This window comes from Streptomyces sp. NPDC087270 (assembly GCF_044744625.1).
GTDB lineage: Bacteria > Actinomycetota > Actinomycetes > Streptomycetales > Streptomycetaceae > Actinacidiphila.
In genome coordinates this window covers 200053-221998 of sequence record NZ_JBIUYR010000012.1, presented here as the reverse complement: position 1 = coordinate 221998, position 21946 = coordinate 200053, and the positions used below count along the sequence as shown (strand labels likewise).

Sequence of the window (21946 nt, the reverse complement as noted above, 5' to 3'; positions counted from 1 at the left end):
CCGTCACACCCCCCGCTGGGACGCCGGCGTCACGCGGGCCAGCACCAGGTTGACGATCAGGTTGAAGACGACGACGAGCACGATCGACACCACCAGGACGCCCTGCACCGCCGGCACGTCGCCGGACTGGGCCGAGTCGTTGGCGAACCGGCCGAACCCCTGGAGGCCGAACACCCACTCCGTCACCACGGAGGCGCCGACCAGCGCGGGGAACTTCAGCCCCAGCGTGGCGAGCGCGGGCCCGATCCCGTTGCGCAGCACATGCCCGAAGAAGATCCGCCGCGGGCTGAGCCCGCGGACGATCGCGCCGGTGACGTAGTTCTCCCGGTACGACGCGATGAGGCTGGTGCGCAACTGCCGGGCGACGTCGGCGATCACGTCGAAGCTGAGGGCGAGCGCGGGAAGCGTGATGTGCTCCAGCCACGGGGTGAGGCCCTGCGCCGCGGGGACGTAGCCGGCCGCCGGGAACAGGTGCAGCCCGACCGCGAAGACCTCCACGAGCACGATGCCGACCACGAACGCCGGCATCACCGAGATCAGGGTGACGAACCCGGTGATCGCCCGGTCCACCCAGGTGGTGTGCCGCAGCGCCGCCGCCGTGCCCAGCAGGAAGCCGGCGCAGACGCCGATGATCAGCGCGAAGGTCGCGATGGAGAGGCTGACGCCCAGGCCGAGGCCGATGAGCGTGGAGATGTCGGCGCCGTTGGTCCAGCTGGTGCCGAGCTGTCCGTGCAGGACACCGCTGAACCAGTGCCCGTACTGGACCAGGAAGGGCTGGTTCAGGCCCCACTGGGCCTCCACCCGGTGGATCGCCGCGGGAGTCGCGTCCTCGCCCAACTGGATGCGCGCGGGGCTGAGTCCGCTCAGCGACCGCAGTGCGAACGTCACGAAGGTCGCGACCAGGAAGACCGGCACGAAGATCGCGGCGGATCGGGCGAGGGCGGCCGTCACCCGGCCCAGCGTGTGCCGGGCCCTGGCCGCGGCGACCCCGCGGTGGCGGGCGGGCCCGGCCGGTGCCGGGCGCTCCTTCACCGGTGGCGCCGTCGTGGTCGTGGTCGTCGTCATGGGGTTGCCCCCTCTCTGTGCTGGGTGGACATCAGTGGCCGAGGGTCACGCCGGTCCAGTCGATGTGGCCGGGGTTCTTCGGCAGGTTCGACAGCGCCTTGCTCTTGGCGAAGAGGTTCGGCGCGGAGTACGTGAAGACCAGCGCCTTGCTCTGCAGGCCCGCGCGGGTCGCCGCCTGGAGGACCTGCGGGTAGTCCGGCGAGTCGATGCTGGTCTGCCGGACCTTCGCCACCGCCGCCTCGAAGCCGGCCGGCTCGTACGGCGTGCTGAGGTTCAGCGGGCCGTCGGGGCCGAAGTGCGCGGTGAGCGTCTGGAGGGCCGAGTCGCGCCCGGTGGTCCCGTACAGGGAGAAGGTCAGGTCCTTGGCGAAGAACGGCGTCGCCCAGTTCTTGTCCACCTTGATGGTGACGGTGATGCCGACCTTGGCCAGTTGCGACTGGACGATCTCGGCCTGCGGGTCCGCGGCCGGGATGACCAGGGTCAGCTTGATGGCGCCGGGCTTGTAGCCCGCCTCGGCGAGCAGTCGCTTCGACTTCGCCGGGTCGTACGGGTAGAGGTCCGCGGACTTCGGGTCGTAGGCCACGTAGCCCTTGGGGAACGGCTGGTCGGTGGCCGAGCCGTAGCCGAAGGTCAGCTTGTCCACGAACTCCTGCCGGTTGACGGCGTAGCGGACGGCGTCCACCACCTTGGCATCGGTGAACGGCGCCTTGTTGACGTTGAGGCTGATGTTCTCGGCGTTGAAGCCCGGCTGCACGAACACGTCGAGGCCGGCCTTCTTCGCGGCGTCGGCCTGGCTGGGCGCGATGTCGGCGAAGTTGTAGACGCCGGTCTGCAGGCCGGAGACGACGGTGGAGGCGTCCGGGGCGGAGGTCAGCTCCACGTTGTCGATGTGGATGTCCTTGGCGTCCCAGTAGTCCGGGTTCTTCTTCAGCAGCACCTTGGTGCCCGGCACGAGTTGGGTGACGGTGAACGGCCCGGCGCCGACCGGGCTCTGGTCCAGCTTCTTCGGGTTCGCGGCCGCCTTGGGGCTGGCGACCTGGAGCACGCGCTCGCCGAGCAGTTGCGGGATCTGGTAGTCGACCTGGGAGAGGTGGACGACCACGTCGAGGCCGCTCGCGTCCACGGACCTGATCGACGTCAGGTCGCCGAACAGCGCGGAGTCCTTCTGCGTCTTGGCCCGCTCGATGGCGGCCTTGATCGCGCTGCCGTCCAGTACGCTGCCGTCGCTGAACTTCAGGCCGGCCCGCAGGTGGAAGGTGACCTGGTCGCCCTTGGCGTTGTACTCCCAGGACCTGGCGAGGTCGGGCACGGCCTTGCCGGTGGCGTCGGTACGCGTCAACGAGGCGTAGACCAGGGCGAGTTCGCGGAACTGGGCGCCGCTGCCGCTGACCACCGGGTCCCAGTGGCTCGGGAAGGATGAGGAGGCCCACTTCAGCGTGTCGCCGCCGCCCGCGGACGCGGACTGCCCGCCGCAGGCGCTGAGCGAGGCGCCCGCGGTGGTGACGAGGACGGCGGAGAGGGCGGCCAGCCGGATACGGCCGAGCCGCGGACGGGGGCGGGGGCGGAGGCGGGGGCGGAGGCGGGGGCCCGCCGCGGAACGGCGGGTGGCGATGCGTATGGACATCTCATACTTTCTGTCGACGCACTCCCGACCGGGGCGGGGCAGGAGCGGCAGGGCGGAGGGCGGGCCCGGCGCCCGTACCGGACCGCACCGGCCCGCGGCGCGGTCGGTACGGGCATGCCGGTACGGCTCACGAGCACGCGTCGGGACACACCTCGGCCAACGCACCGCGTTTCAGGTGCTGTTGGTCAGGGACCGGGTCGGTGGCGCACAGCGGCGAGCAGGGGCCGGGCGGGCAGGCGAAGCGGGCCGGACGGGGAAAGGGGGCACGCCGATGCGCGGCGTCGGTGACGCGGAACGGCGGGGGCGCCGCTCGGCGGCGCGAAGGGGGGCCGGTACCGCCGGGGGCGGTCAGGCGCCGGTGAACCGTGGGTGACGGATGGTCAGCGACAGAGGGCGCTGCACGTGCGCCGCAGGTCCACGTAGCGGCACACCACACCAGGGTGCGTCGAGAGCATGCTGCACATCTTGTGGGCTACGGCGAGCGGCTGTCAATGGACACCTTTTGATGTCTCATTCGGCGGACCGGGGTCTTCCCCGCCCCGGCCGCGGATCGGCCCCGCCCGGCGTGACGAACTACACCTGGGCGGCGGGATGCAGTTCGGCCTCGGCGGGGTGCAGCCACAGCGGGCCGTTGCCGGTCTCCACCCGCACCGCGTGCGGCGGTGGCCACGGCCCCTGCGCCAGCAGCAGCCGCTCCGGGTCGGTCAGGCTCCGGTAGCGCGCGAGTGCCGCCGCCGGGGAGAGCGTTCCGCCCTCCGGCAGCCGGTCGCGGGCCGGCAGCAGGCCCGGGCACAGGTCGTCGAAGGCCGCGGCGTACTCCTCGAACGTCCGCCAGCCGGGCACCACGCGGTAGCCGGCCGCCGTCCGCAGCAGCAGCGTCGGCAGGGCGTAGCGGCGGCTCCCGTCGGCGGTCTCCTTGGCGACGCCGGGGTGCGGCGAGCCGGCGGTGGGGTCGAGCACCTCGGGCACCGGGCGGCGCGCCTCCGCGCGGTCGGCGCGCACCTGCCGGAGCACCCGCGGCGACGCCGCGTCGGCCGCCAGCCGGCCCAGGTCGAGGCCGGGCGCGCCGCGGACCGCGGCGAGCGCCAACTCCGCGGTGTCGGCCGGCTCGCCGAGCACGAAGACCGTCTCCCGCAGCCGGCGCAGCACCGCCTCGGCCGTGTCGCCGCCCTGGAGCTCCGCGGCCTTGGCGACGAGCGAGGACGGCCAGGAACTGGCCGCGACCCGGCTCAGCCGTACCGCGCACGGTGCCCGGGTGTGCTCGGTGATCCCCGCGACGTAGCGCGCGTACCAGGCGGTCTCCGCGGCGGGGTCGGGCGGCGGGTCGTCGTCGTGGTCGAAGAGGATGGCGTACACCCGGCGCCAGCGGACCCGGCCGGCCACCGCGGCCCGCAGCCGGCGCAGCACCGGCTCGGAGCCCCAGGACCACGGGCAGAGCGGATCGGTGTACTCCACCACCTCCACCGCCGGTTCCGGCTGCCGCGCAGCTGTCACGCCGCGCGCTTCCGGGCCGGCCGCTCGCGCTTCGCCGGGGCCAGCAGCGAGTGCAGGGTCACCCCGCCCAGGACCGCCGCGGCCTCCGCCTCGACCTGCCGCCACACCGCGGTCAGCCCGGCCGCCGGGCCGGGGTAGGCCAGCGCGGCCAGCGGCTCGCCGCGCAGCGTGATCAGCTCGCCGTCGACCGCGCGCACGACATCGAGCAGGGTGATCTCGTCGGCCGCCCGGCCCAACCAGTAACCGCCTTCGCAGCCGCGCTGGCTGCGCACCAGTCCGGCTCTTCGCAACTCGGCCACCACGGACTTCAGGAAGCGGAACGGGATCTCCTGTGCCGAGGCGATGGCCTCGCAACTGAGCGGGCGCCCGGGCTCGCTGGCGAGTTCCAGAAGGGCGCGCGTGGCGTAGTCCGCCTTCGCGGAGATATGCATGCTCCCATCATGCCCGATGCCCCTTCCGGGCGGGGATTTCCGCTGTGTACCGACCATTGCGGGAACATTGCCGCAGGTGAAGGCTAATAGACACCTCTTGACATCCTTTTCGGCGGCGCCCTAGCGTCCCGGCCATGAGTACGCCGCCGACGCAGCCTGGTGAAGGCTTCCATCCCCACCTGCACGACACCGACACCCCGACCCCGCCGACGTCGTCCCTGCGGGCCCGCCTGCACCACATCCGCGCCGACGCGCTGGACGGCGACACTGCCCAGAGCGGCGGCATGCGCAGGTTCGCCGCCGTCAGCGGGAAGACCGTCGGTTCGGAGAAGCTGTGGATGGGCCAGACCCACGTGGCTCCCGCGACGGCCTCCTCCGACCACCACCACGGCGAGTCCGAGACTGCGATCCATGTGGTGAGCGGCCACCCGGAGTTCGTCTTCGTCGACGACTCCGGCGACACCCCGCAGGAGGTACGGCTGCGCACCTCCCCCGGCGACTACATCTTCGTCCCGCCCTACGTGCCGCACCGCGAGGAGAACCCGGACCCCGACGACGAGGCCGTGGTCGTCATCGCGCGCAGCACCCAGGAGGCGATCGTGGTCAACCTGCCCCGGCTCTACGCGCTGGGGTCGGAGCCGGGACCCGAGGACGGCTGAGCGAACCGAGCGATCCGAGCAGACCGACGACGCAGAGGAGAGCCCTGGTGACCAGTACCGAATCCCGCCCGGACGTCGCGGCGGACCTGAAGTCCGCGTTCCGGGAGGCCATGGCCGGCGTGGCCACCCCCGTCGCCGTGGTCACCGCCATGGCCGGGCCGTCCCCCTATGGCACCACCGTCAGCGCCTTCACCTCGCTCTCGATGGACCCGCCGATGGTCCTGGTCTCCCTCGACCGCGGCTCGGACCTGCTGGCGGTCATCGGCGGCAGCCGCAGGTTCGGCCTCAACATCCTCGGGGCGCAGCAGCCGGACCTCGCGATGAACTTCGCCCGCAAGGGCGGCCCGGCCAAGTTCGGCGGCGTCGACTGGCGCCTCGGCTCCCAGGTGCCCAGGCTGCCCGGCGCGAGCGGCTTCCTGGCGTGCGAGGTGGCCGACCTGGTGACGGGCGGCGACCACGTCGTCGTCTTCGGCCGGGTCCTGAGCGCCGAGGCCGCGCCGAGGCCGCCGCTGACCTACCACGCGCGGGCGTTCGGCACCCACACCGCGCTGGACGTCGACTCCCGCGCCTGACAGCGGCCTTGCGGCCCACGCGTCAGCACGGGTCGGCACGCGTCAGCACGTCACCACTCGTCACTCGTCACTCGTCACTCGACGAGGACGCTGTCGACGTTGACGCTGCCGGAGTCGCCCGGCCGGACCAGGAGGCGGACCACGTCGTCGCCGGCCGGCAGCGTCACTTCGGCGGTCACCGTGGACCAGGTGTCCCAACTCCCGGTCACCGGCAGCGAGATCTGCTGCGCGCTGCCGCCGGCCACGACGCTGATCGTCCGCGTCACCGACTCGTAGGGCGGCTGCCGGCCGCCGGTGGAGTTGGCGTACCGCACGGTGATCCGGTGCGGGCCGGCCGTCGGGACCGCGACGACGGCGGTGGTCGCGGCCCCCGCGTAGAGGCCGCCGACGAACCCGGTGCCGGTATAGCCCGTGTGGTCGCTCGCCACGGACGCGCCGCCGCTGTTGATCGCGTCCTCGGCCTGGGCCGCGGTCCCGGCCGGGACCGGCGTCGCCACGTAGACCGGGGCGGTGGCCGTGGCCGAGTCGGTGCCGGCCGCGCCCCGCCAGGTGGTCGTCGCGGTGAGCGGCACCCGGGCCGGCGCCTGGTCCGCCGGGGCGGTCAGCGTCCAGGCGCGGGTGACGGTCGCGCCCTGGCGTACGGTCGCCGCCGCCGCTGAGTCAGGCGTGGCCTGGTCGGGCGTGGCCGTCCAGCCGGCGGGCAGCGAGAACGCGGTGCGCACGTCCGTGGCGTCCGCGCCCCCGATCGACCGCAGGGTCTGGGTGACCACGGCCGACGAGCCGGGCGCCATCGCGTCGGGCGCGTCGAGGGTGGTGATCAGGTCGGGCGCCGCCGCGTCGGGGAGGTCGAGTTCGGCGATGCTCGCCGGATCGCCTCCGGCGAAGGCGAGCCGGACGGCGCGGCCGGTGACCGGGCGCCAGGTGGCGTCGAGGTTCCCGGCCGGCGGCACGGCGCCCGCGGCGACCTGCTGCCAGCGCCCGCCGGCCGACCGCACCTGGACGGCGTACGAGGCGGGCCGGGTCGCACCCCAGCGCACGTCCGCGTGACCGGTCCTGACCGGCCGGGCGGGCGTCACCGTGTACGACGAGGTGGTGTCCGCCGCTGTCCAGGTGGTGACGGCGTTGCCGTCGACGGCGGCGGCCGGCTGGTCGACGGCCTGCGCGGAACTGGCCGAAACGGCCTGGCAGCGGGCGGAGTTGTTGGTCGGGCTCAGGTCCGGGCGGGCGGTCGGCAGGACGGCGGTCCGCCCGGTGGCGAGGCGCCTGGTGCCGTCCGGGGAGGCGAGGGTGACCGGCGCGCCCGAGGCGAGGCGGACCGTGGTCGTCGCGGGCCCGACGTGCACGTCCACGCTCCGCCCCTGGTAGCGCAGGCCGGTCAGGGTGATCCCGCCCGGCAGTTGCGGCGGGAGGGTCGGGGCGAGCGTCAGCGCGCCGGTGTCCCACCGCAGGCCGGCGAACCCGTAGCCGAGGGTCTGCAGGAACCCGCCGGCCCCGGTCGCGAAGTCGAACGCCGGGTTGGACTGGCCGCCGGAGGGCGTCAGGTACTGCGTCTCGTTGAACTGGGCGAACGCGCCGCGCAGGAACGGCTGGTAGGAGTTCTGGAAGAGCGTGTAGTCCAGGCAGCCCGGCTGCCGGACCTGCGCCGCGATCACCGCCTCCACCGACGCGGTCATCGCGGGACCGCCGGTGTCCGTGACGGGCATGTAGCGGTCGAGGTCGGCCGCGGCGGCGCCGAGGTCGGTGACATAGCCGAACGGGTACGTCATCAGCACCGTGTCCGCCTGCTTGACCGGCTGCCCGGCGTATCCCGGGTACTCGGGGTGGGTGCCGTCGGAGTCGGTCGCGACGTCGATCCGCGCCGCGACCGCCGACCAGGCCGGGTCCGGGTCCACGTGCAGCGCGTGCGCCGCGGCCACGGCGTCGCGCAGCGCGACGACCGCACCGGCGTTCGTCGCCGACTCGTCGTCGACCCCCGAGGTGTACTCGTCGGGACCGGTGACGTGGTCGATGTGGTCCTTGCCGTCCGGGCCCGGCGTCACGCGGCTGACCCAGAAGTCGGCGACGTCCTTGATCACCGGATAGCCGTCGGCGCGCAGCCAGCCGGTGTCCGCGGTGGCCTGGTAGTACTGCCACTGGGCGAGGGCGATGTCCGACTGGAGGTGCTCCTCGTAGCCGGCGCACGGCGCGAGGCCGCCGCACGTACCGCTGGGGCCGTTGTCCCAGGCCCATGAACCGCCTTGGTAGCCGGCGGACTTGGCGTTCGCCTCGGCCGCGCCGATGGTGTCGTGGCGGAACGCGACGATGGACTTGGCGAGTTCGGGGTGCAGGGCGAGCAGCGCGGGGAACATCCACGTGTCGGCGTCCCAGAAGATCTCACCGCCGTAGTTGTCGCTGGACAGTCCGGCCGGCGGGATGCTGAAGTCCACGCCCGCGCGCAGGCTGGAATACAGCAGGTAGAAGGAGCTGTTGACGGCCGTCTGCACGGACGGCTGCCCGTCGACCGTCACGCGCCGCCGCCACAGCGCGGCCCACTGCGCGACGTGTGCGGCGAGCAGCCGCTGCCGGCCGGTCGCGGCCGCCCGGTCCACGGTGTCCCGCGCCACCGCGGCCGGGCTGCCGGGGTCGTCGGACGTCGAGACACCCACGTACTTGGTGAAGGCGTAGGTGGCCCCGGCGCGTACCGGCACCGCGAGGCGCTCGCCCGCGGTGGCGGCGTCGTCTGCGGGCAGCAGGGCGTCCCGGCGGGCGACCCGCACCCCGTGCTCCGCCACCAGCCGGGCGGTCTCCGCGACGGCCGTCCCGCGTCCTGGCGTGGTGAGTTGAACGGTCGCGGTGTCGGACGAGGTGTCCACCGCGCGCCCGGTCGGGGTGATCCGCTGCGCGCCGGCGCCGTTCAGCAGCGAAGCGACCGACAGGCCGCCGCTCCAGGCCGGCGTGATGCTCGCCCGCACCACGCCGAGGTGCATACGGTCCCGGTCGGCGAGCACTTCGTACCTGACGGTCGCGGACCGGCCCGGCGCGGGCGTCCAGCGGAAGGTGGTGGTGACGGTGGCCGAGCGCAGGTCGAGGGTCTGGCGGTAGTCGCTGACCTGGTCGGCGGGGACGTGCGGGTCCAGTACGTGCCCGTCGACGGTGAAGGAGAGGTCCGACCAGGTCGGCAGGGTGGAGATGTAGTCGGAGTCGCCGTCCTTCCCGTACACCCCCGCGACCAGGGCGGTGGTCGAACGGGGGTTGCCGAGCGGCCAGTTGCCCGTACCGAGGTCGCCGTCGCCCTCGAACCCGGCGCCGATGGCGGCCACCCGCTGGCCGAGGTAGCCGTTGCCGACGAACGGCTCCTGCGTGTAGTCGTCCGGCGCGTAGGAGCGGTTGGTGAGCACCCACGAATCCGCGGGCCCGGCCGCGGAGTCGGGCGCCGCCGCCTGGGCCGCCGGCACCGCCACCGTACCCGCCGCGAGCAGCACCGCGACCACCGTCGACGCACCCGCACGCCCGGTCCTTCTCCGCCACATACCGCCCCGCCCCTGTCCGCGCCCGTCCGCGCCCGTCCGCTTCCGCCCGCCCGCCCGCGACCCGCGCCGGCGGCCACCGGGCACGCTACCGCCGTTGTCAACCAGCGCGGTTGACCCGCGGCCGGCCCCGAAGCGGCGCGCGCCCGCGGGCGGTCACGCCACGGCGTGGTGGCGCAACTCCGCGTGCGGATCGGCGCCGTGGGCGACGTGGTCGATGTGCACGGTCGCGGCGGTCAGCCGCGGAACGGCGTGGATCAGGGCGTGTTCGGCGGCGACCGCCAACGCGTGGGCCCGCATCACCGTCAGGTGCGGGTCGACCACGATGTCCGCCTCGGCCCGCAGCGCGTGGCCGATCCACCGCATCCGCACCGCCCCGACGCCGAGCACGCCGGGCACCTGGCGCAGCGCCTCCTCCGCGGCGTCCACCGACGCGGGGTCCACGGAGTCCATCAGCCGCCGGTAGACCTGCCGGGCGGCGTCCTTGAGCACCACCAGGATCGCCGCGGTGATCAGCAGGCCCACCACGGGGTCGGCCCAGCGCCAACCGACCGCGGCGCCCCCGGCGCCCAGCAGCACCGCCAGCGAGGTGAAGCCGTCGGTGCGGGCGTGCAGGCCGTCGGCGACCAGCGCCGCCGACCCGATCCGCCGGCCGATGGCGATCCGGTGGCGCGCCACCCACTCGTTGCCGGCGAACCCGGCCAGCGCGGCGACCGCCACCGCCCACAGGTGCGTCACGTCACGCGGCTCCAGCAGCCGGCGCACCGCCTCGTAGCCGGCCAGCGCGGAGGAGCCGGCGATGGTCAGCACGATCGCGATACCGGCCAGGTCCTCCGCCCGCCCGTACCCGTAGGTGTAACGGCGGGTCGCCGCGCGCCGGCCGAGCACGAAGGCGATCCCCAGGGGCACCGCGGTCAGCGTGTCGGCCGCGTTGTGGATCGTGTCGCCCAGCAGCGCCACCGACCCCGACACCGCGACGACCGTCACCTGGATCACGGTGGTGGCACCGAGGACTCCCAACGACAGCCACAGCGCCCGCAGTCCCTCCCGCGAGGTCGCCAGCGCGGAGTCCACCTTGTCCATCGCCTCGTGGCTGTGCGGGGTGACCATGTGCGCGAGCCGGTGCCGGAACCGGGCCCGCCGCGCACCGCCGTGTCCGTGTTCGCGGCCGTGTCCGTGTTCGTGGCCGTGTTCGTAGCCGCGCTCCCGCTCGTCCGCGCGCCCGTCCGCGCGCTCATGCGTGTGGCCGTGCCCGTGCTCGTGCCCGTGCCCGTGGGTGTGCTCGCCGGCGTCCATGCCCCTACGGTGACAGCTCCGGCCGATTGCAGCCATCACCCTGATACCTGCGCTGAGCTGCTGCGATTCCGTCGCAACAACTCCTCTGTCGCCACTGGAAGGCCGTTGCGTGCCGTTCGTACCGGCCCGGCCCGCGAAGGCCCTTTCCGTGCACGCCCGTTCGGCGCGGACCCGTTCGGCGCGGACCCGTTCGGCGCGGACCCGTTCGGCGCGGACCCGTTCCGCGCGGTCCCTTTCCCCGCGGACCCCTCCCGTTCAGGCCCGGGCGAGGCGCGGGGCCGGGCTCCGCCGGCGCGCCCCGACGGCGAACGCGGCCGCGTAGACGGTGGCGGCCACCGCCACGATCGCGAAGCTCGGCGGCATCTTCGGGACCGCGTAACTGATGGTCAGGCCGCCCCACATCTCGGCGACCGCGAGCACCGTGGACAGCGCGAACGCCCGCGCGGGGTTGTCGGTCAGCCGCTGGGCGGTGCCCGCCGGGGCGGCGAGCAGTCCGAGCAGCAGCAGCGACCCGACCGCCTGGCTGGCCTCGGCCGCGGTGACGCCGACCAGCGCGAGGAAGCCGAACCCCAGCAGCCGTACCGGCACGCCCCGCGCCGCGGCGACCGCCTCGTCGACGGAGGCGAACAGCAGCGGCCGGAAGACGGCGAGCACCACCGCGCACACCCCCGCCGCCACGGCGGCGGCCGTACCGGCCTGGCCCGCCGACATGCCGAAGATGGAGCCGAAGAGCACCCGCACGCCGGCTCCGGCGTTGTCCGCGCCGCCGGAGGTCGTGTAGAGGGTGAGGAAGAAGGCGCCCAGGCCGGTGATCCAGGCGAAGACGCTGCCGATCGCGACGTCGTCGGCCCGGCCGGACCGGGACAGGGTGCCGAGCAGGACGGCGACGGCGATGGTCGCGGCGTACAACCCCAGCCGCAGGTCGACCCCGGCGGCCAGCGCGGCGAGCGAACCGGTGAACGCCATGTGGCTGAGCGCGTCGCCGGTGAAGACCTGGGCGCGCAGCACCAGGAAGTAGCCGACCATGCCGGACGCGGCGGCGACGGCCGCCCCGGCCAGGACCGCGTGCAGGAAGAAGGGGTGCCCGAGCGCGCCGGGCCACCCGGAGGCGAGGACGGTCACAGCAGGCTCCCCGAGGTCCACGCGGGCGTGCCCGCGGCAGCCACGGCCCTGCGGCCGGGCGCCCGTCCGCGGCGCTCGCGCAGCAGGCGGACTCCCCAACTGGCCGCGTAGGCGGCGAAGGCGAAGGTGGTCACCCAGAATCCGATCGGGTACGGCGAGTAGTAGGCCACGGTCAGGCTGGTCCAGGTCACGGCGAGCGCGATGCCCACCGACGCGGCGATGCCGAGGACCGGCCGGGCGGTCAGGTTCTGCGCGGTGGCGGCGGGCATCACCAGCAGCGCGAACACCAGGAGCGCGCCGGTGATCTGGCTGGTCGCCGCCGTCGCCGCGCCCAGCACGACGAGGAAGACGGTGGACAGCAGCCGGACCGGCACGCCGCGGGCGGTGGCGACCGCCGGGTCGACGGAGGCGAACAGCAGCGGCCGCCCGACGACGGCCAGCACCAGCAGCACCGCCGCGCCCACCGCGGCCAGCACCTCCACCTGGGTCGTCGTGATGCCCAGGAAGCTGCCGAACAGCAGGGCGTCGACGCCGCCGAGGAACCCCTTGTAGAGGGCGATGAAGAGGAATCCTGCGCCGAGCAGGAACGCCTGGATGGTTCCGGTCACCGCCGCCTCCTCGCCGCCGCCCGACCCGTGGCCGGACTCGTGCCCCCCGGCCCGCGGGATCGCGGCGATCACCAGCGCCGCGCCGACGCAGAACGTGAAGTAGCCGTAGACCGCGCCGACTCCCAGCAGGGTGGCACCGGCGGCACCCGGGAAGGCCACGGTGGACAGGGTGTGGCCGGCGAAGCTCTGCCGGCGCAGCACCATGTACCAGCCGATCACCCCGGCCAGCACGGCCACGATCGCGCCGGCCCGGAAGGCGTTGACCATGAAGGGGAACGCCCACATCTGCCGGAGGTCGGCGACCGGGTTCCAGGACCAGTCGGTCGCCGCGTCAGCGATCAGCACGGAACTCCCCCTCCCCCGCCGGCGGGTGGCGGTCGCCGTGCACCGCGGGCGCCTCGGGCTGCCCGACGACGACCAGCCGGCCGTCGGAGGTCCGCAGCACCTCGATCGGCGTCCGGTACAGGCGGGTCAGGGTCCGCGAGGTGATGACCTCGTCCGGGGTGCCGGCCACCGCCCCGCCCTCGGCCAGGTACACCACCCGGTCCAGGTGCGCGAGGATCGGGTTGGCGTCATGGGCGACCATCACCACGCTGACCTTCTCCTCGCGGCAGATCCGGCCGATCAGGGCGGCCACCGACGCCTGGTTGGGCAGGTCGAGGCTGTCCAGCGGCTCGTCCAGCAGCAGCAGGCGGGGCTGCCTGACCAGCGCCTGGGCGATCAGCAGCCGCTGCTGCTCGCCGCCGGAGCACTGCCCGATCGGCCGGTGTGCGTACGCCGACGCGCCGACCAGATCGATGACCTGGGCGATCCGTTCCCGGGCGGCACGCGCCGAGCCCGGCCGCCCCAGCCCCCAGCGGTCGCCGTCCCAGCCCATCCGGACGATGTCGACGCCGCGGATGCGCAGGCCGGCGTCGAAGCTACGCCGCTGCGGCAGGTAGCCGACCTGGTGCGCGAGCCGGCCCGGCGCGCGGCCGAGGACGGTGACGCTGCCACCGGCCGTCGGGACCAGCCCGAGGATCGCCTTGACCAGGGTCGACTTGCCGACCCCGTTGGGCCCCAGGACGGCGACGAACTCCCCCGGCGCGATGTCGAGTTCGACATGGGACCACAGGGTGCGGCCGCCGACCCGCACGGCCGCGTCCCGCAGGGACACCACCGCGGGACCGTCCGGCGGCGGCGGGCCGCCGGCGGCCGTCCGCAGCGTGTGGTCGGCGGCCGTCGCCGCGGGCGGGACGTTTCCCCGCGCGGCAGGCGGGACGTTTCCTCGCCGGCCGGACGCGGCGTCTCCCCGCCGAACAGGCGGGACGTTTCCTCGCGGGCCGGGCGGGCAGCCCTCGCACGAACCGGCGGCCTCGCCGTCACGCGGACCGGCCTCGCCGTCACGCGGACCGGGCACGCCGTCGCGCGGACCGGGCACGCCCTGGCGGACTGCCTCGCGGAGTCTGGTGAGCGGGCGCACGGCTATTTGCCCGTCGCTTCGGCCAGGGCCCGCTGGAGACCCTTGAGCTCGGTGACCTGCCACTGCTGGAACGACGCCCCCGCCGGGGTGAGGGTCTCGGTGACCGTGGCGACCGGGATGCCTTTCGCCTTGGCCGCCTTGACCTGCGCCTGCACGTCGGGCGTGGCGTTCTGGCTGTTGTAGACGTAGACCTTGATCTGCTTGGCGGCGATCTGGTGGTCGATGGTGTTCTTGTCCCGCGCGGTGGGGTCGGAGCCCTCGCTGATCGCGTTGAGGAACGAGTACGGCGTGAGCATCTTCAGGCCGAGGCCGTCCGCGAGTGGGCTGACGATCGACTCCGAGGCGCCGATCGGGGTGCCGGCGTACTTCGCTTTGATGCCGGCGACCAGGCTGTTGTACTCCCCGAGAGTCTTGGTCTCGAAGGCGTCCTTCCGGGCGTCGAAGTAGCCGGCGTCCGCGGGGTCGGCCTTCTTGTAGTCGGCGGTGATCCGCTCGATCACTTTGTGCACGTCGTCCGGGGAGTACCAGCGGTGCGGGTTGCCGCCGTCCTTGACCCCGACCAGGTCGCCCACGTCGAGTTCCGTGCGCTGCCCCGAGGGGTTGGACGCCAGCAGCTTGCCGGCCCACGCGTCGTAGCCGATGCCGTTGACGATCGCGTACGTGGCGGTGGCGACCGTGCGCGCGTCGGCGGCGGTCGGCTCGTAGTCGTGCGGGTCGGTGTCGGGGTTCGAGATGATGCTGGTGACCTTCACATGGCTGCCGCCGACCTGCGCGGCGATGCTGCCCCAGAAGTTCTCCGCCGCGACCACCCGGATGACCTTGCCCCCGCCCGAACTTCCGGCGGAGGCGCCGGACTTGCCGTCGCCGGAGGACTTCGAACCCGTGGAGCACGCGCTGGTCGCCGCGAGGGCGGCGACCAGTATCCCGCCGGCGGCGAACGTGTAGCGGCGGTGCGCCGTACTGCGGGCGACGGGGCTGGTCATGGCGGTTCTCCTCGTGCGGTGCCGGCAAGGACCGCGGCACGATCGGCCACGGCTCCCTCACCGTAATTGAAAACGAATCTCAATCCCACCTCGGCCAAGGCAAGATGAAAATCATTACAGAATCTTGACCTTTGGCTCCGCCGTCCAGGCCCTGGAGCCCACCGCCGGCGCATCGCCGCTGGTCACAGCGGTGCGCGGCGGGAAGGGCCGGGTCGGGCGCGGCGGCCGCGGGCTGCTCCGGAGGGGCGGAGGGGCGCCCGCGTACGGCGGCGCAACGTCGTCGCACGACGGCCCGGCTCGTACGGCGGCGCGCTCGCGACCTCGATACATGCGCACATTGCCATATGTTAATGTCGCCATAAGAGCGCGATCGCGCCCGCCCGACACCGGAGTCCGACCCGAACTCCGCCACCAGACCAGGAGTGGCAGCATGACCACCTCGACCGAGCACCGGCCGCACACCGATCACGAGCACGTGCACGGCACGGGATGCGGCCATGTCGCCGTGCCGCACGGCGACCACACCGACTACGTGCACGACGGACATCTGCACCGGAGCCACGACGGCCACGCCGACGAGTGCGCGACCGCGCAGCACGCCGAGCACAAGGGGCACACCCACGAGCACGGCCCCGGCTGCGGCCACGTCGCGGTGCCGCACGAGGGGCACACCGACTACGTGCACGACGGACACCGGCACGCCGCCCACGAAGGGCACTGGGACGAGCACTGAGCGCGGGCCCACCCAGAGCCGCCCACGCCCCGTCCGGACCTCACCCGGGGCCCGCCCCGGCCCCGTCCGACGCCCTACATGGGACCCATTCTCATATGTTAGGTTTTGCATATGACGGTTCCCGTTCAGCCGGACGACTCGACCCTGGCCCTGCGGGCGGCAAGCGAGCTGCTCCGGGCCCTGGCGTCGCCCGTACGGATGGGCATCGTGCGCGAGCTGTCCACCGGCGGCAAGCGGGTCCACGAACTCGTCGCCGCCCTCGGGGTCAACCAGCCCCTGGTCTCGCAGCACCTGCGCGTTCTGCGCACGTCACGCATCGTGGCGACCCACCGCCAGGCCCGCGAGGTCGAGTACACCCTGGTCGACGAGCACGTCGCGCACATCGTGCTCGACGCGATCCGGCATGTCGAGGAGTGAACGGCCGGCCAGGGTGTCCGCCCCGGCCGCCGCTTCGCCGGCCACCACCGCCACCGAACCCACCGAACCCACCGAGCACGTCGAACCCACCCCGCATCCACCGGAGGGAAGATCCGTGAGCGCAGCCGGACAGTCCGTCCGCGGCCGCTCGACCCGGCAGCGCACCGCCGTGTCCGCCGCCCTGGACGAGGTCGAGGAGTTCCGCAGCGCGCAGGACCTGCACAGCATCCTGAAGCTGCGCGGCGAGTCGGTGGGCCTGACCACCGTCTACCGCACCCTGCAGTCCCTCGCCGAGGCGGGGGAAGTGGACATGCTGCGCACCGGCGACGGCGAGTCCGTCTACCGCCGGTGCTCCGAGGGCGGCCACCACCACCATCTGGTCTGCCGTTCCTGCGGACGAACGGTCGAGGTCGAGGGGCCCGCGGTGGAGCGGTGGGCCGACGCGATCGCCACGGAGCACGGCTTCGTCGACATCGTGCACACGATGGAGATCTTCGGCACCTGCGCCGGGTGCGCTTCGGAGCGGCCCGCCCCGAAGTAGCGCCCACCCGGGGAACGCCGCCGGCCCGCGGTTCGCCGGGCGTACCGCGGGCCCCGGGGAGCACTCGCCCGGGGCCCGCGGCGTACGGGTCGCGGCACGCCGGCCGCTCGCCCGTCCGCTCAGTCGTCACCCTCCGGGTGGCCCCCGCCGAAGAGGACCTCCAGGGCGTCGACCGCGCTGCCGTCGTGGTCACTGCCGGCATCGCCGTGACCGGTCTGGACGTTGGCCGTCCGGTCGACCTCAAGGATCGAGTCGGAGTGCGAGTTGTCCAGGACGGTGATCGGGCTTCCGTCGGCCACCGCGGGCGCCGCCCCGCAGGCCAGCGCGGCCGCGGTGAGCAGCAGCACCGCCCGCGCCCGCGAACGCGAACGCGACCCCGGGAGAGCCGCGTGCGCACCCCGGCTCATACGCCGGCCAGCTCGACGTCGGGGTGGTGGCGGGCGATGTTCCGCTCCAGCAGCCGGGTGGACGCCGCGACGCCGATCCCCTCCACCTCATCGACGACCGGAAGGCGTCCGTCGGCGGCCTTGAGGTCGACGAGCGCCGCACCCACCGCCGCGTGCGCCGCGAACAGGCACGGCGTGCTGTAGATCGCCACGTCCATGCCGAGCTCGGTCAGCTCGCTCAGCGACAGCCGCGGGGACTTGCCGCCGGCGATCTGGTTGAACAGCAGGGGCTTGCTGCCGACCGCCTCGCGAATCCGCCTGATCCACTCCACGCTGCGGACCCCGTCCACCAGGACGACATCGGCGTCGGTCGCCGCGAGGCGCTCGGCGCGGCGCAGGATGTCCTTCTCCTCCGTCGCGTCCGTGCGCGCCACCACGACCAGGTCCCGGCGGGTCGCCAGCACCATCTCCAGCTTCTCCAGGTACTCCTCCAACGGCAGTACCTGCTTGCCGTCGGCGTGCCCGCAGCGGCGCGGGCGCTTCTGGTCCTCCAGGATCACCCCGGAGGCCCCGATCCGCTCCAGTCCCTCCACGACATGGCAGGCCACCTCCGGGTCGACGTAACCGTCGTCGATGTCCACCAGCAGGTGCTGCTGGGGGAAGGCGCCGCGCAGCCGCTGCACGAAGCCCACCATGTCCGGCCAGGCGATGAACCCGATGTCGGGCAGGCCGTAGTACGACGCGGCGAACCCGAAGCCGGAGACGAACATCCCGTCGAAGTGCTCAGCGGCCAGCGACGCCGAGTACATGTCGTAGACGCCGATCAACGGCGTCGTGCCCGGCGCGGCGATCTGCGCACGCAACTTGTTTCCGTAGCTCAAGGTGACTCCCTTGGATGATGGCGCCCTCTGAACGGGCGCGGCCCGGGCCGTCCCGAAACGGGGACCCTTTACCAAAAGAGGATGGTTCCGGTGCCGAGTCTTGATTCATAGATGACTGGGCCTTTAGTCACTCACGCGGGCTAACCCGTTCACCGCAGAAACGTCACGGAAGCGCCGGCCGCGGGCCGTATGGCGGCACCCGCCCCCGCGCACCTCAGGGAGCCGTGTGCAGCGGGAAGTGGCAGGCTGCCGCGTGGGCGACGGCCGGCGTGTCCGGGGCGCGCAGGGGCGGTTCGCGGGTGGCGCACTCGGGGGCCGCGTGCGGGCAGCGGGTGTGGAAGCGGCAGCCCGCGGGCGGATCGAGCGGGCTCGGCACGTCGCCGTGGAGCACCACCCGGGCGGAGGTCCGGGACAGATCGGGGACCGGGTCGGGGACGGCGGACAGCAGCGCGTCGGTGTACGGGTGCCGGGGGCGGTCGTACACCTCCTCGGCCGTGCCCTCCTCGACGATCCTGCCGAGGTACATCACCGCGACCCGGTCCGCGATGTGCTCGACCACGGACAGGTCGTGGGCGATGAAGACGTAGGCGATGCCCAGTTCGCGCTGGAGCGAGGTGAACAGGTTGACGATCTGGGCTTGTACGGAGACGTCGAGGGCGGAGACCGGCTCGTCGCAGACCAGGATCTCCGGGCGCAGCGCCAGCGCGCGGGCGATGGCGATGCGCTGGCGCTGCCCGCCGGAGAACTGGTGCGGGTAGCGGCCGGCGTGGTCGGGGTTGAGGCCGACGAGTTCCAGCAGTTCGCGGACCATCCGCCGGTGCTCGCCGCGCGGGGCGGCGTCCCGGTGGATCAGGTACGGCTCGCGGACGATCGCCTCGACGGTCATCCGCGGGTCGAGGGACGCGAAGGGGTCCTGGAAGACCAGCCTGATGTGCCGTCGGGCGGCCCGCAGCCGGCTGCCGCGCAACGCGTCGAGCCGCTCGCCCATCAGCCGGATCTCACCCGAGGACGGCCGGTCGACGGCCGTGAGCAGCCGGGCGAGGCTGGACTTGCCGCACCCGGACTCGCCGACCAGGCCCAGGGTCTCGCCGCGGCGCAGTTCCAGGTTCACCCGGTCGACGGTCCTGACCTGCCCCGTCCCGCGCCGCAGCGGTCCGCCGCCGACCGGCACGTGCTTGACCAGGTCGCGGACTTCGAGGATCAGCGGTGCGCCGGTCATCCGCCGACCACCTCCTTCCAGTGGTGGCAGGCGCTGGTGCGCAGGGGGGCGACGCCGTGGTGCGGCGGGGCGACCGCGCACGCCTCGTCCGCGTACCGGCAGCGGGCCCGGAACGCGCAGCCGTCCGGCATCGCGGCCGGGTCCGGCGGCGAGCCCTCCAGCACGGCGAGCGGGCGGCCGCGCGAGCCGCGCCGCGGGATCGCGTCCAGCAGCGCCCGGGTGTACGGGTGGGCCGGGCGGCGGTAGAGGGCGCCGGCCGGTGCCTGCTCGGCGACCCGGCCCGCGTACATCACCACCACGCGGTCGGCCGCGTTGGCGACGATGCCCATGTCGTGGCTGATCAGCACCAGGCTGATGGCGTGTTCGGCCTGGAGGTCGGCGAGCAGTTCCAGGATCTGCGCCTGCACGGTCACGTCGAGAGCGGTGGTGGGCTCGTCGGCGATCAGGACCTCGGGGGTGAGGGCGAGGGCCATGGCGATCATGACCCGTTGCCGCATGCCGCCGGAGAACTGGTGCGGGTAGTGGCCGGCGCGCCGGGCGGCGTCGGCGATGCGCACCCGGTCGAGCATGGCCACCGCCTCCCGGGCCGCCTGACGGCGGGTCAGGCCGCGGTGGGCGCGGAAGACCTCGGCGATCTGGAAGCCGACCGGCAGCACCGGGTTGAGCGCGGACAGCGCGTCCTGGAAGACCATGGCGATGTGCCGGCCGCGGATCTTCCGCAGCGCGCGCCGGTCGAGTCGCAGCAGGTCGATGCCGTGCAGCAGGATCGATCCGCCGGTGACGGCCGCGCCGGGCGGCAGGATGCCCATGACCGCGCGCGCCGTCAGGCTCTTGCCGCAGCCCGACTCGCCGACCACGGCCAGCGTCCGGCCGGGCTCGGTGCGGTAGCCGACACCGTCGACCACGACGCTGCCGGTGCCGGGCCGCCCGGTCCGGCCGGCGAAGGCCACCCGCAGGTCGACGACTTCCAGCGGGGGCGCGGCGGGATCGTATCCGGGGAACCGGGCGAGCGGGTGGGTCCGGGCGGTGGGCGGGTCTTCGATGGTGGTCATCGCAGCCTCGGGTCGAACGCGTCGCGCAGGCAGTCGCCCAGCAGGACGAAGCTGAGCACGGCCAGGGACAGGAACAGGGCGGGGAACAGCAGCAGGCCCGGGTGGGTGGTGAAGTACTGCTGCGCGGTGTTGAGTTGGACGCCCCAGGAGATCGCGGGGGCGGTCAGGCCGACACCGAGGAAGGTCAGCGACGCCTCCGCGGTGATCACCCCGCCGATGTTGATGCTGGTCAGCACCGCCACCGGCATGATCGCGTTGGGAACGGCGTGCCGCAGCACGATCCGCAGCGGTCCCGCGCCCAGTTCACGGGCGGCGGTGACGTAGTCCAGGCCGCGCACGGCGAGCACCGAGGAGCGCATGATCCGGGTGAGCACCGGCCAGGAGAAGAGCGCGAGGACCAGCGAGACGCTCAGGATGCTGTGCACGCTGAAGGTCTCCAGCACCACGATCATCCCGACCAGCATGGGGAAGCCGAAGAAGACGTCCATCAGCCGGCTGACCAGCAGGTCGAGGAGGCCGCCGAAGTATCCGGCGACCGAGCCGAGGACGACGGCGACGACCAGGGTGAGCGCGGTGGTCAGCAGGCCGATGCTGAGGGAGTCGCGGGCGCCGTGGATGACGTTGCTGTAGAGGTCGCAGCCCTGCACGTCGTAGCCGAACGGATGGCCCGCGGTGGGCCCTTGCCCGCTGTGCGCCAGGGAGCACTGGTGCGGATCGCCGTGCCCGAACCAGCCGGCGAAGGCCGACGGCACGGCCGCCATGGCGCACAGCAGCACGACGGCGGACAGCGGGAGGAAGAAGCGCGGGCGGCGCAGCAGGCGCCGCAGGGTGCCGCGGTCGGCAGGTCCGCCGGGGGCGGGGGCGGGGGCGTCGGGGGAAGGGGCTGGGGCGTCGGGCCCGGTGTCGGCGGAGGTCCTCCTCCGCAGGGCGCTAGTCAAGGCGAATCCTCGGGTCGAGCACGCCGTAGAGCAGGTCCACGACCAGGTTGACGAACAGGAAGACCAGCACGAGCAGGGTGCTGATGCCCACGACGGTGGGGCCGTCGTGCTGCTGCACGCTCTGGAAGACCTGGTAGCCCAGGCCCGGCAGGTTGAAGATGCCCTCGATCAGGATCGTCCCCGACAGCAGGTAGCCCAGGTTGGTCCCGAGCATGGACACCACGGGCACCAGCGAGGTGCGCAGCACGTGCCGCAGCAGCACGCGGGTGCCGCTGAGTCCCTTGGCGGTCGCGGTGACGACGAAGTCCGCCCCGAGGTTCTCCAGGATGCTCGCCCGGGTCAGCCGGGAGATCTCCGGCACTCCGAGCAGCGCCAGGCACAGCGCGGGCACCAGGTAACTCAGCGGCCAGCCCGCGTCGGTGCCGGACACCGGGAACCAGCCGAGCTTCACCCCGAGCAGGTTCTGCGCCACGTAGGCGGTGATGAAGTACGGCACGCCGAGGACCAGGCTGGACCCGCCGAGCACCGCCAGGTCGCTGGGCCGGCCGGCCCGCAGCGCGGCCAGGCAGCCCAGCGCGATCCCGGCGACCGCCTCGATGACCCAGGTCAGGGCCGCGAGTTTGACCGTGATCGGCCAGCTCGCGGTGATCACCGCGGAGACCGGCGTGTTGTTCAGGTCGATGCCGAAGTCGCCGTGCGCCAGGCCGGTGACGTAGTGCCAGTACTGCACGAGGAACGGGTCGTCGAGGTGGTAGTGCGCCCTGATCGCCGCGGCCGTCGCGGGGGTCACCACGTGGCCGGGGCCGGCCAGCGACTGGACCGGGTCGCCGGGCAGCGCGTAGACCGCGGCGTAGATGACGAAGGTCGTGCCCACCAGCACCGGGACCATCAGCAGCACGCGGCGCAGCAGGTAGCTACCCACACCGGCCCCCTCGCGGCGCGGCGCGGCCGGCCGCG

The 21946-nt window shown here is 73.5% G+C and carries 21 protein-coding genes; 5 read left to right on the top strand and 16 right to left on the bottom strand.

Annotated features, from left to right (window positions below; translation table 11 throughout):
- Positions 1-3: 3 nt before the first annotated feature.
- The 4 genes from ACIPAE_RS24525 to ACIPAE_RS24510 all read right to left on the bottom strand — a co-directional run bounded on the left by ACIPAE_RS24525 (position 4) and on the right by ACIPAE_RS24510 (position 4614).
- Positions 4-1065, bottom strand: a complete 1062-nt coding sequence (locus tag ACIPAE_RS24525; RefSeq protein WP_329363322.1) for an ABC transporter permease — start codon at positions 1063-1065, stop codon at positions 4-6.
- Positions 1066-1096: 31 nt separating this feature from the next.
- Positions 1097-2689, bottom strand: coding sequence for an ABC transporter substrate-binding protein (locus tag ACIPAE_RS24520; protein WP_402447870.1), 1593 nt, complete (start codon positions 2687-2689; stop codon positions 1097-1099).
- Between the two features lie 573 nt (positions 2690-3262).
- A complete protein-coding gene (locus ACIPAE_RS24515) occupies positions 3263-4183 on the bottom strand; it encodes a DsbA family protein (RefSeq protein WP_402447868.1) in 921 nt (306 codons plus the stop codon).
- Positions 4180-4614 carry an Rrf2 family transcriptional regulator gene (locus ACIPAE_RS24510; RefSeq protein WP_328471231.1) on the bottom strand — a complete coding sequence of 145 codons (435 nt, stop codon included), beginning with the start codon at positions 4612-4614 and terminating at the stop codon, positions 4180-4182. The genes ACIPAE_RS24515 and ACIPAE_RS24510 overlap by 4 nt, the downstream gene beginning before the upstream one ends.
- 134 nt (positions 4615-4748) lie before the next feature.
- Between ACIPAE_RS24510 and ACIPAE_RS24505 the strand changes: the two genes are divergently transcribed.
- Both ACIPAE_RS24505 and ACIPAE_RS24500 read left to right on the top strand, forming a co-directional pair.
- Positions 4749-5273 (top strand): cupin domain-containing protein, encoded by a 525-nt coding sequence (locus ACIPAE_RS24505; protein ID WP_329363329.1) that lies wholly within the window; start codon positions 4749-4751, stop codon positions 5271-5273.
- A gap of 47 nt (positions 5274-5320) precedes the next feature.
- Positions 5321-5845 (top strand): flavin reductase family protein, encoded by a 525-nt coding sequence (locus tag ACIPAE_RS24500; RefSeq protein WP_329363331.1) that lies wholly within the window; start codon positions 5321-5323, stop codon positions 5843-5845.
- Between the two features lie 74 nt (positions 5846-5919).
- On the opposite strand, the gene ACIPAE_RS24495 is transcribed toward ACIPAE_RS24500, so the two are convergent.
- The 6 genes from ACIPAE_RS24495 to ACIPAE_RS24470 all read right to left on the bottom strand — a co-directional run bounded on the left by ACIPAE_RS24495 (position 5920) and on the right by ACIPAE_RS24470 (position 14822).
- A complete protein-coding gene (locus ACIPAE_RS24495; RefSeq protein WP_402447865.1) occupies positions 5920-9354 on the bottom strand; it encodes a carbohydrate-binding protein in 3435 nt (1144 codons plus the stop codon).
- Positions 9355-9507: 153 nt separating this feature from the next.
- The gene (locus ACIPAE_RS24490; RefSeq protein ID WP_402447863.1) at positions 9508-10647 is read right to left on the bottom strand and encodes a cation diffusion facilitator family transporter; all 1140 of its coding nucleotides are present in this window, start codon (positions 10645-10647) and stop codon (positions 9508-9510) included.
- A gap of 255 nt (positions 10648-10902) precedes the next feature.
- Complete coding sequence (locus tag ACIPAE_RS24485; protein WP_402447861.1) at positions 10903-11769, bottom strand: metal ABC transporter permease; 867 nt, start codon at positions 11767-11769, stop codon at positions 10903-10905.
- The gene (locus ACIPAE_RS24480) at positions 11766-12722 is read right to left on the bottom strand and encodes a metal ABC transporter permease (RefSeq protein ID WP_402447859.1); all 957 of its coding nucleotides are present in this window, start codon (positions 12720-12722) and stop codon (positions 11766-11768) included. Before ACIPAE_RS24480 ends, ACIPAE_RS24485 begins: the two co-directional genes overlap by 4 nt.
- Positions 12709-13536, bottom strand: coding sequence for an ABC transporter ATP-binding protein (locus ACIPAE_RS24475; protein WP_366410400.1), 828 nt, complete (start codon positions 13534-13536; stop codon positions 12709-12711). The genes ACIPAE_RS24480 and ACIPAE_RS24475 overlap by 14 nt, the downstream gene beginning before the upstream one ends.
- 305 nt (positions 13537-13841) lie before the next feature.
- The gene (locus tag ACIPAE_RS24470; RefSeq protein WP_402447857.1) at positions 13842-14822 is read right to left on the bottom strand and encodes a metal ABC transporter solute-binding protein, Zn/Mn family; all 981 of its coding nucleotides are present in this window, start codon (positions 14820-14822) and stop codon (positions 13842-13844) included.
- Between the two features lie 430 nt (positions 14823-15252).
- On the opposite strand from ACIPAE_RS24470, the gene ACIPAE_RS24465 reads away from it, so the two are divergent.
- From ACIPAE_RS24465 to ACIPAE_RS24455, 3 genes are all read left to right on the top strand, one after another.
- Complete coding sequence (locus ACIPAE_RS24465) at positions 15253-15555, top strand: hypothetical protein (protein WP_329363347.1); 303 nt, start codon at positions 15253-15255, stop codon at positions 15553-15555.
- 111 nt (positions 15556-15666) lie between these two features.
- On the top strand, positions 15667-15972 hold the full coding sequence (locus ACIPAE_RS24460) for a metalloregulator ArsR/SmtB family transcription factor (protein ID WP_329363349.1): 306 nt from the start codon (positions 15667-15669) through the stop codon (positions 15970-15972).
- Positions 15973-16087: 115 nt separating this feature from the next.
- Entirely contained in the window at positions 16088-16513 is a 426-nt protein-coding gene (locus ACIPAE_RS24455) for a Fur family transcriptional regulator (RefSeq protein ID WP_366410403.1), read from the top strand.
- Positions 16514-16632: 119 nt separating this feature from the next.
- Here ACIPAE_RS24455 and ACIPAE_RS24450 read toward each other — a convergent pair whose 3' ends face one another.
- From ACIPAE_RS24450 to ACIPAE_RS24425, 6 genes are all read right to left on the bottom strand, one after another.
- Positions 16633-16860, bottom strand: a complete 228-nt coding sequence (locus ACIPAE_RS24450) for a hypothetical protein (protein ID WP_329363354.1) — start codon at positions 16858-16860, stop codon at positions 16633-16635.
- Positions 16861-16916: 56 nt separating this feature from the next.
- Positions 16917-17780: an isocitrate lyase/PEP mutase family protein gene (locus tag ACIPAE_RS24445; RefSeq protein WP_328471198.1), complete on the bottom strand. Its 864-nt coding sequence runs from the start codon at positions 17778-17780 to the stop codon at positions 16917-16919.
- Between the two features lie 214 nt (positions 17781-17994).
- Entirely contained in the window at positions 17995-18999 is a 1005-nt protein-coding gene (locus tag ACIPAE_RS24440) for an ABC transporter ATP-binding protein (protein WP_402447853.1), read from the bottom strand.
- Positions 18996-20051, bottom strand: coding sequence for an ABC transporter ATP-binding protein (locus tag ACIPAE_RS24435; protein ID WP_402447851.1), 1056 nt, complete (start codon positions 20049-20051; stop codon positions 18996-18998). Before ACIPAE_RS24435 ends, ACIPAE_RS24440 begins: the two co-directional genes overlap by 4 nt.
- Positions 20048-20989 (bottom strand): ABC transporter permease, encoded by a 942-nt coding sequence (locus ACIPAE_RS24430; RefSeq protein WP_402447849.1) that lies wholly within the window; start codon positions 20987-20989, stop codon positions 20048-20050. Before ACIPAE_RS24430 ends, ACIPAE_RS24435 begins: the two co-directional genes overlap by 4 nt.
- Positions 20982-21911, bottom strand: coding sequence for an ABC transporter permease (locus ACIPAE_RS24425; RefSeq protein ID WP_402447847.1), 930 nt, complete (start codon positions 21909-21911; stop codon positions 20982-20984). Before ACIPAE_RS24425 ends, ACIPAE_RS24430 begins: the two co-directional genes overlap by 8 nt.
- Positions 21912-21946 lie beyond the last annotated feature (35 nt).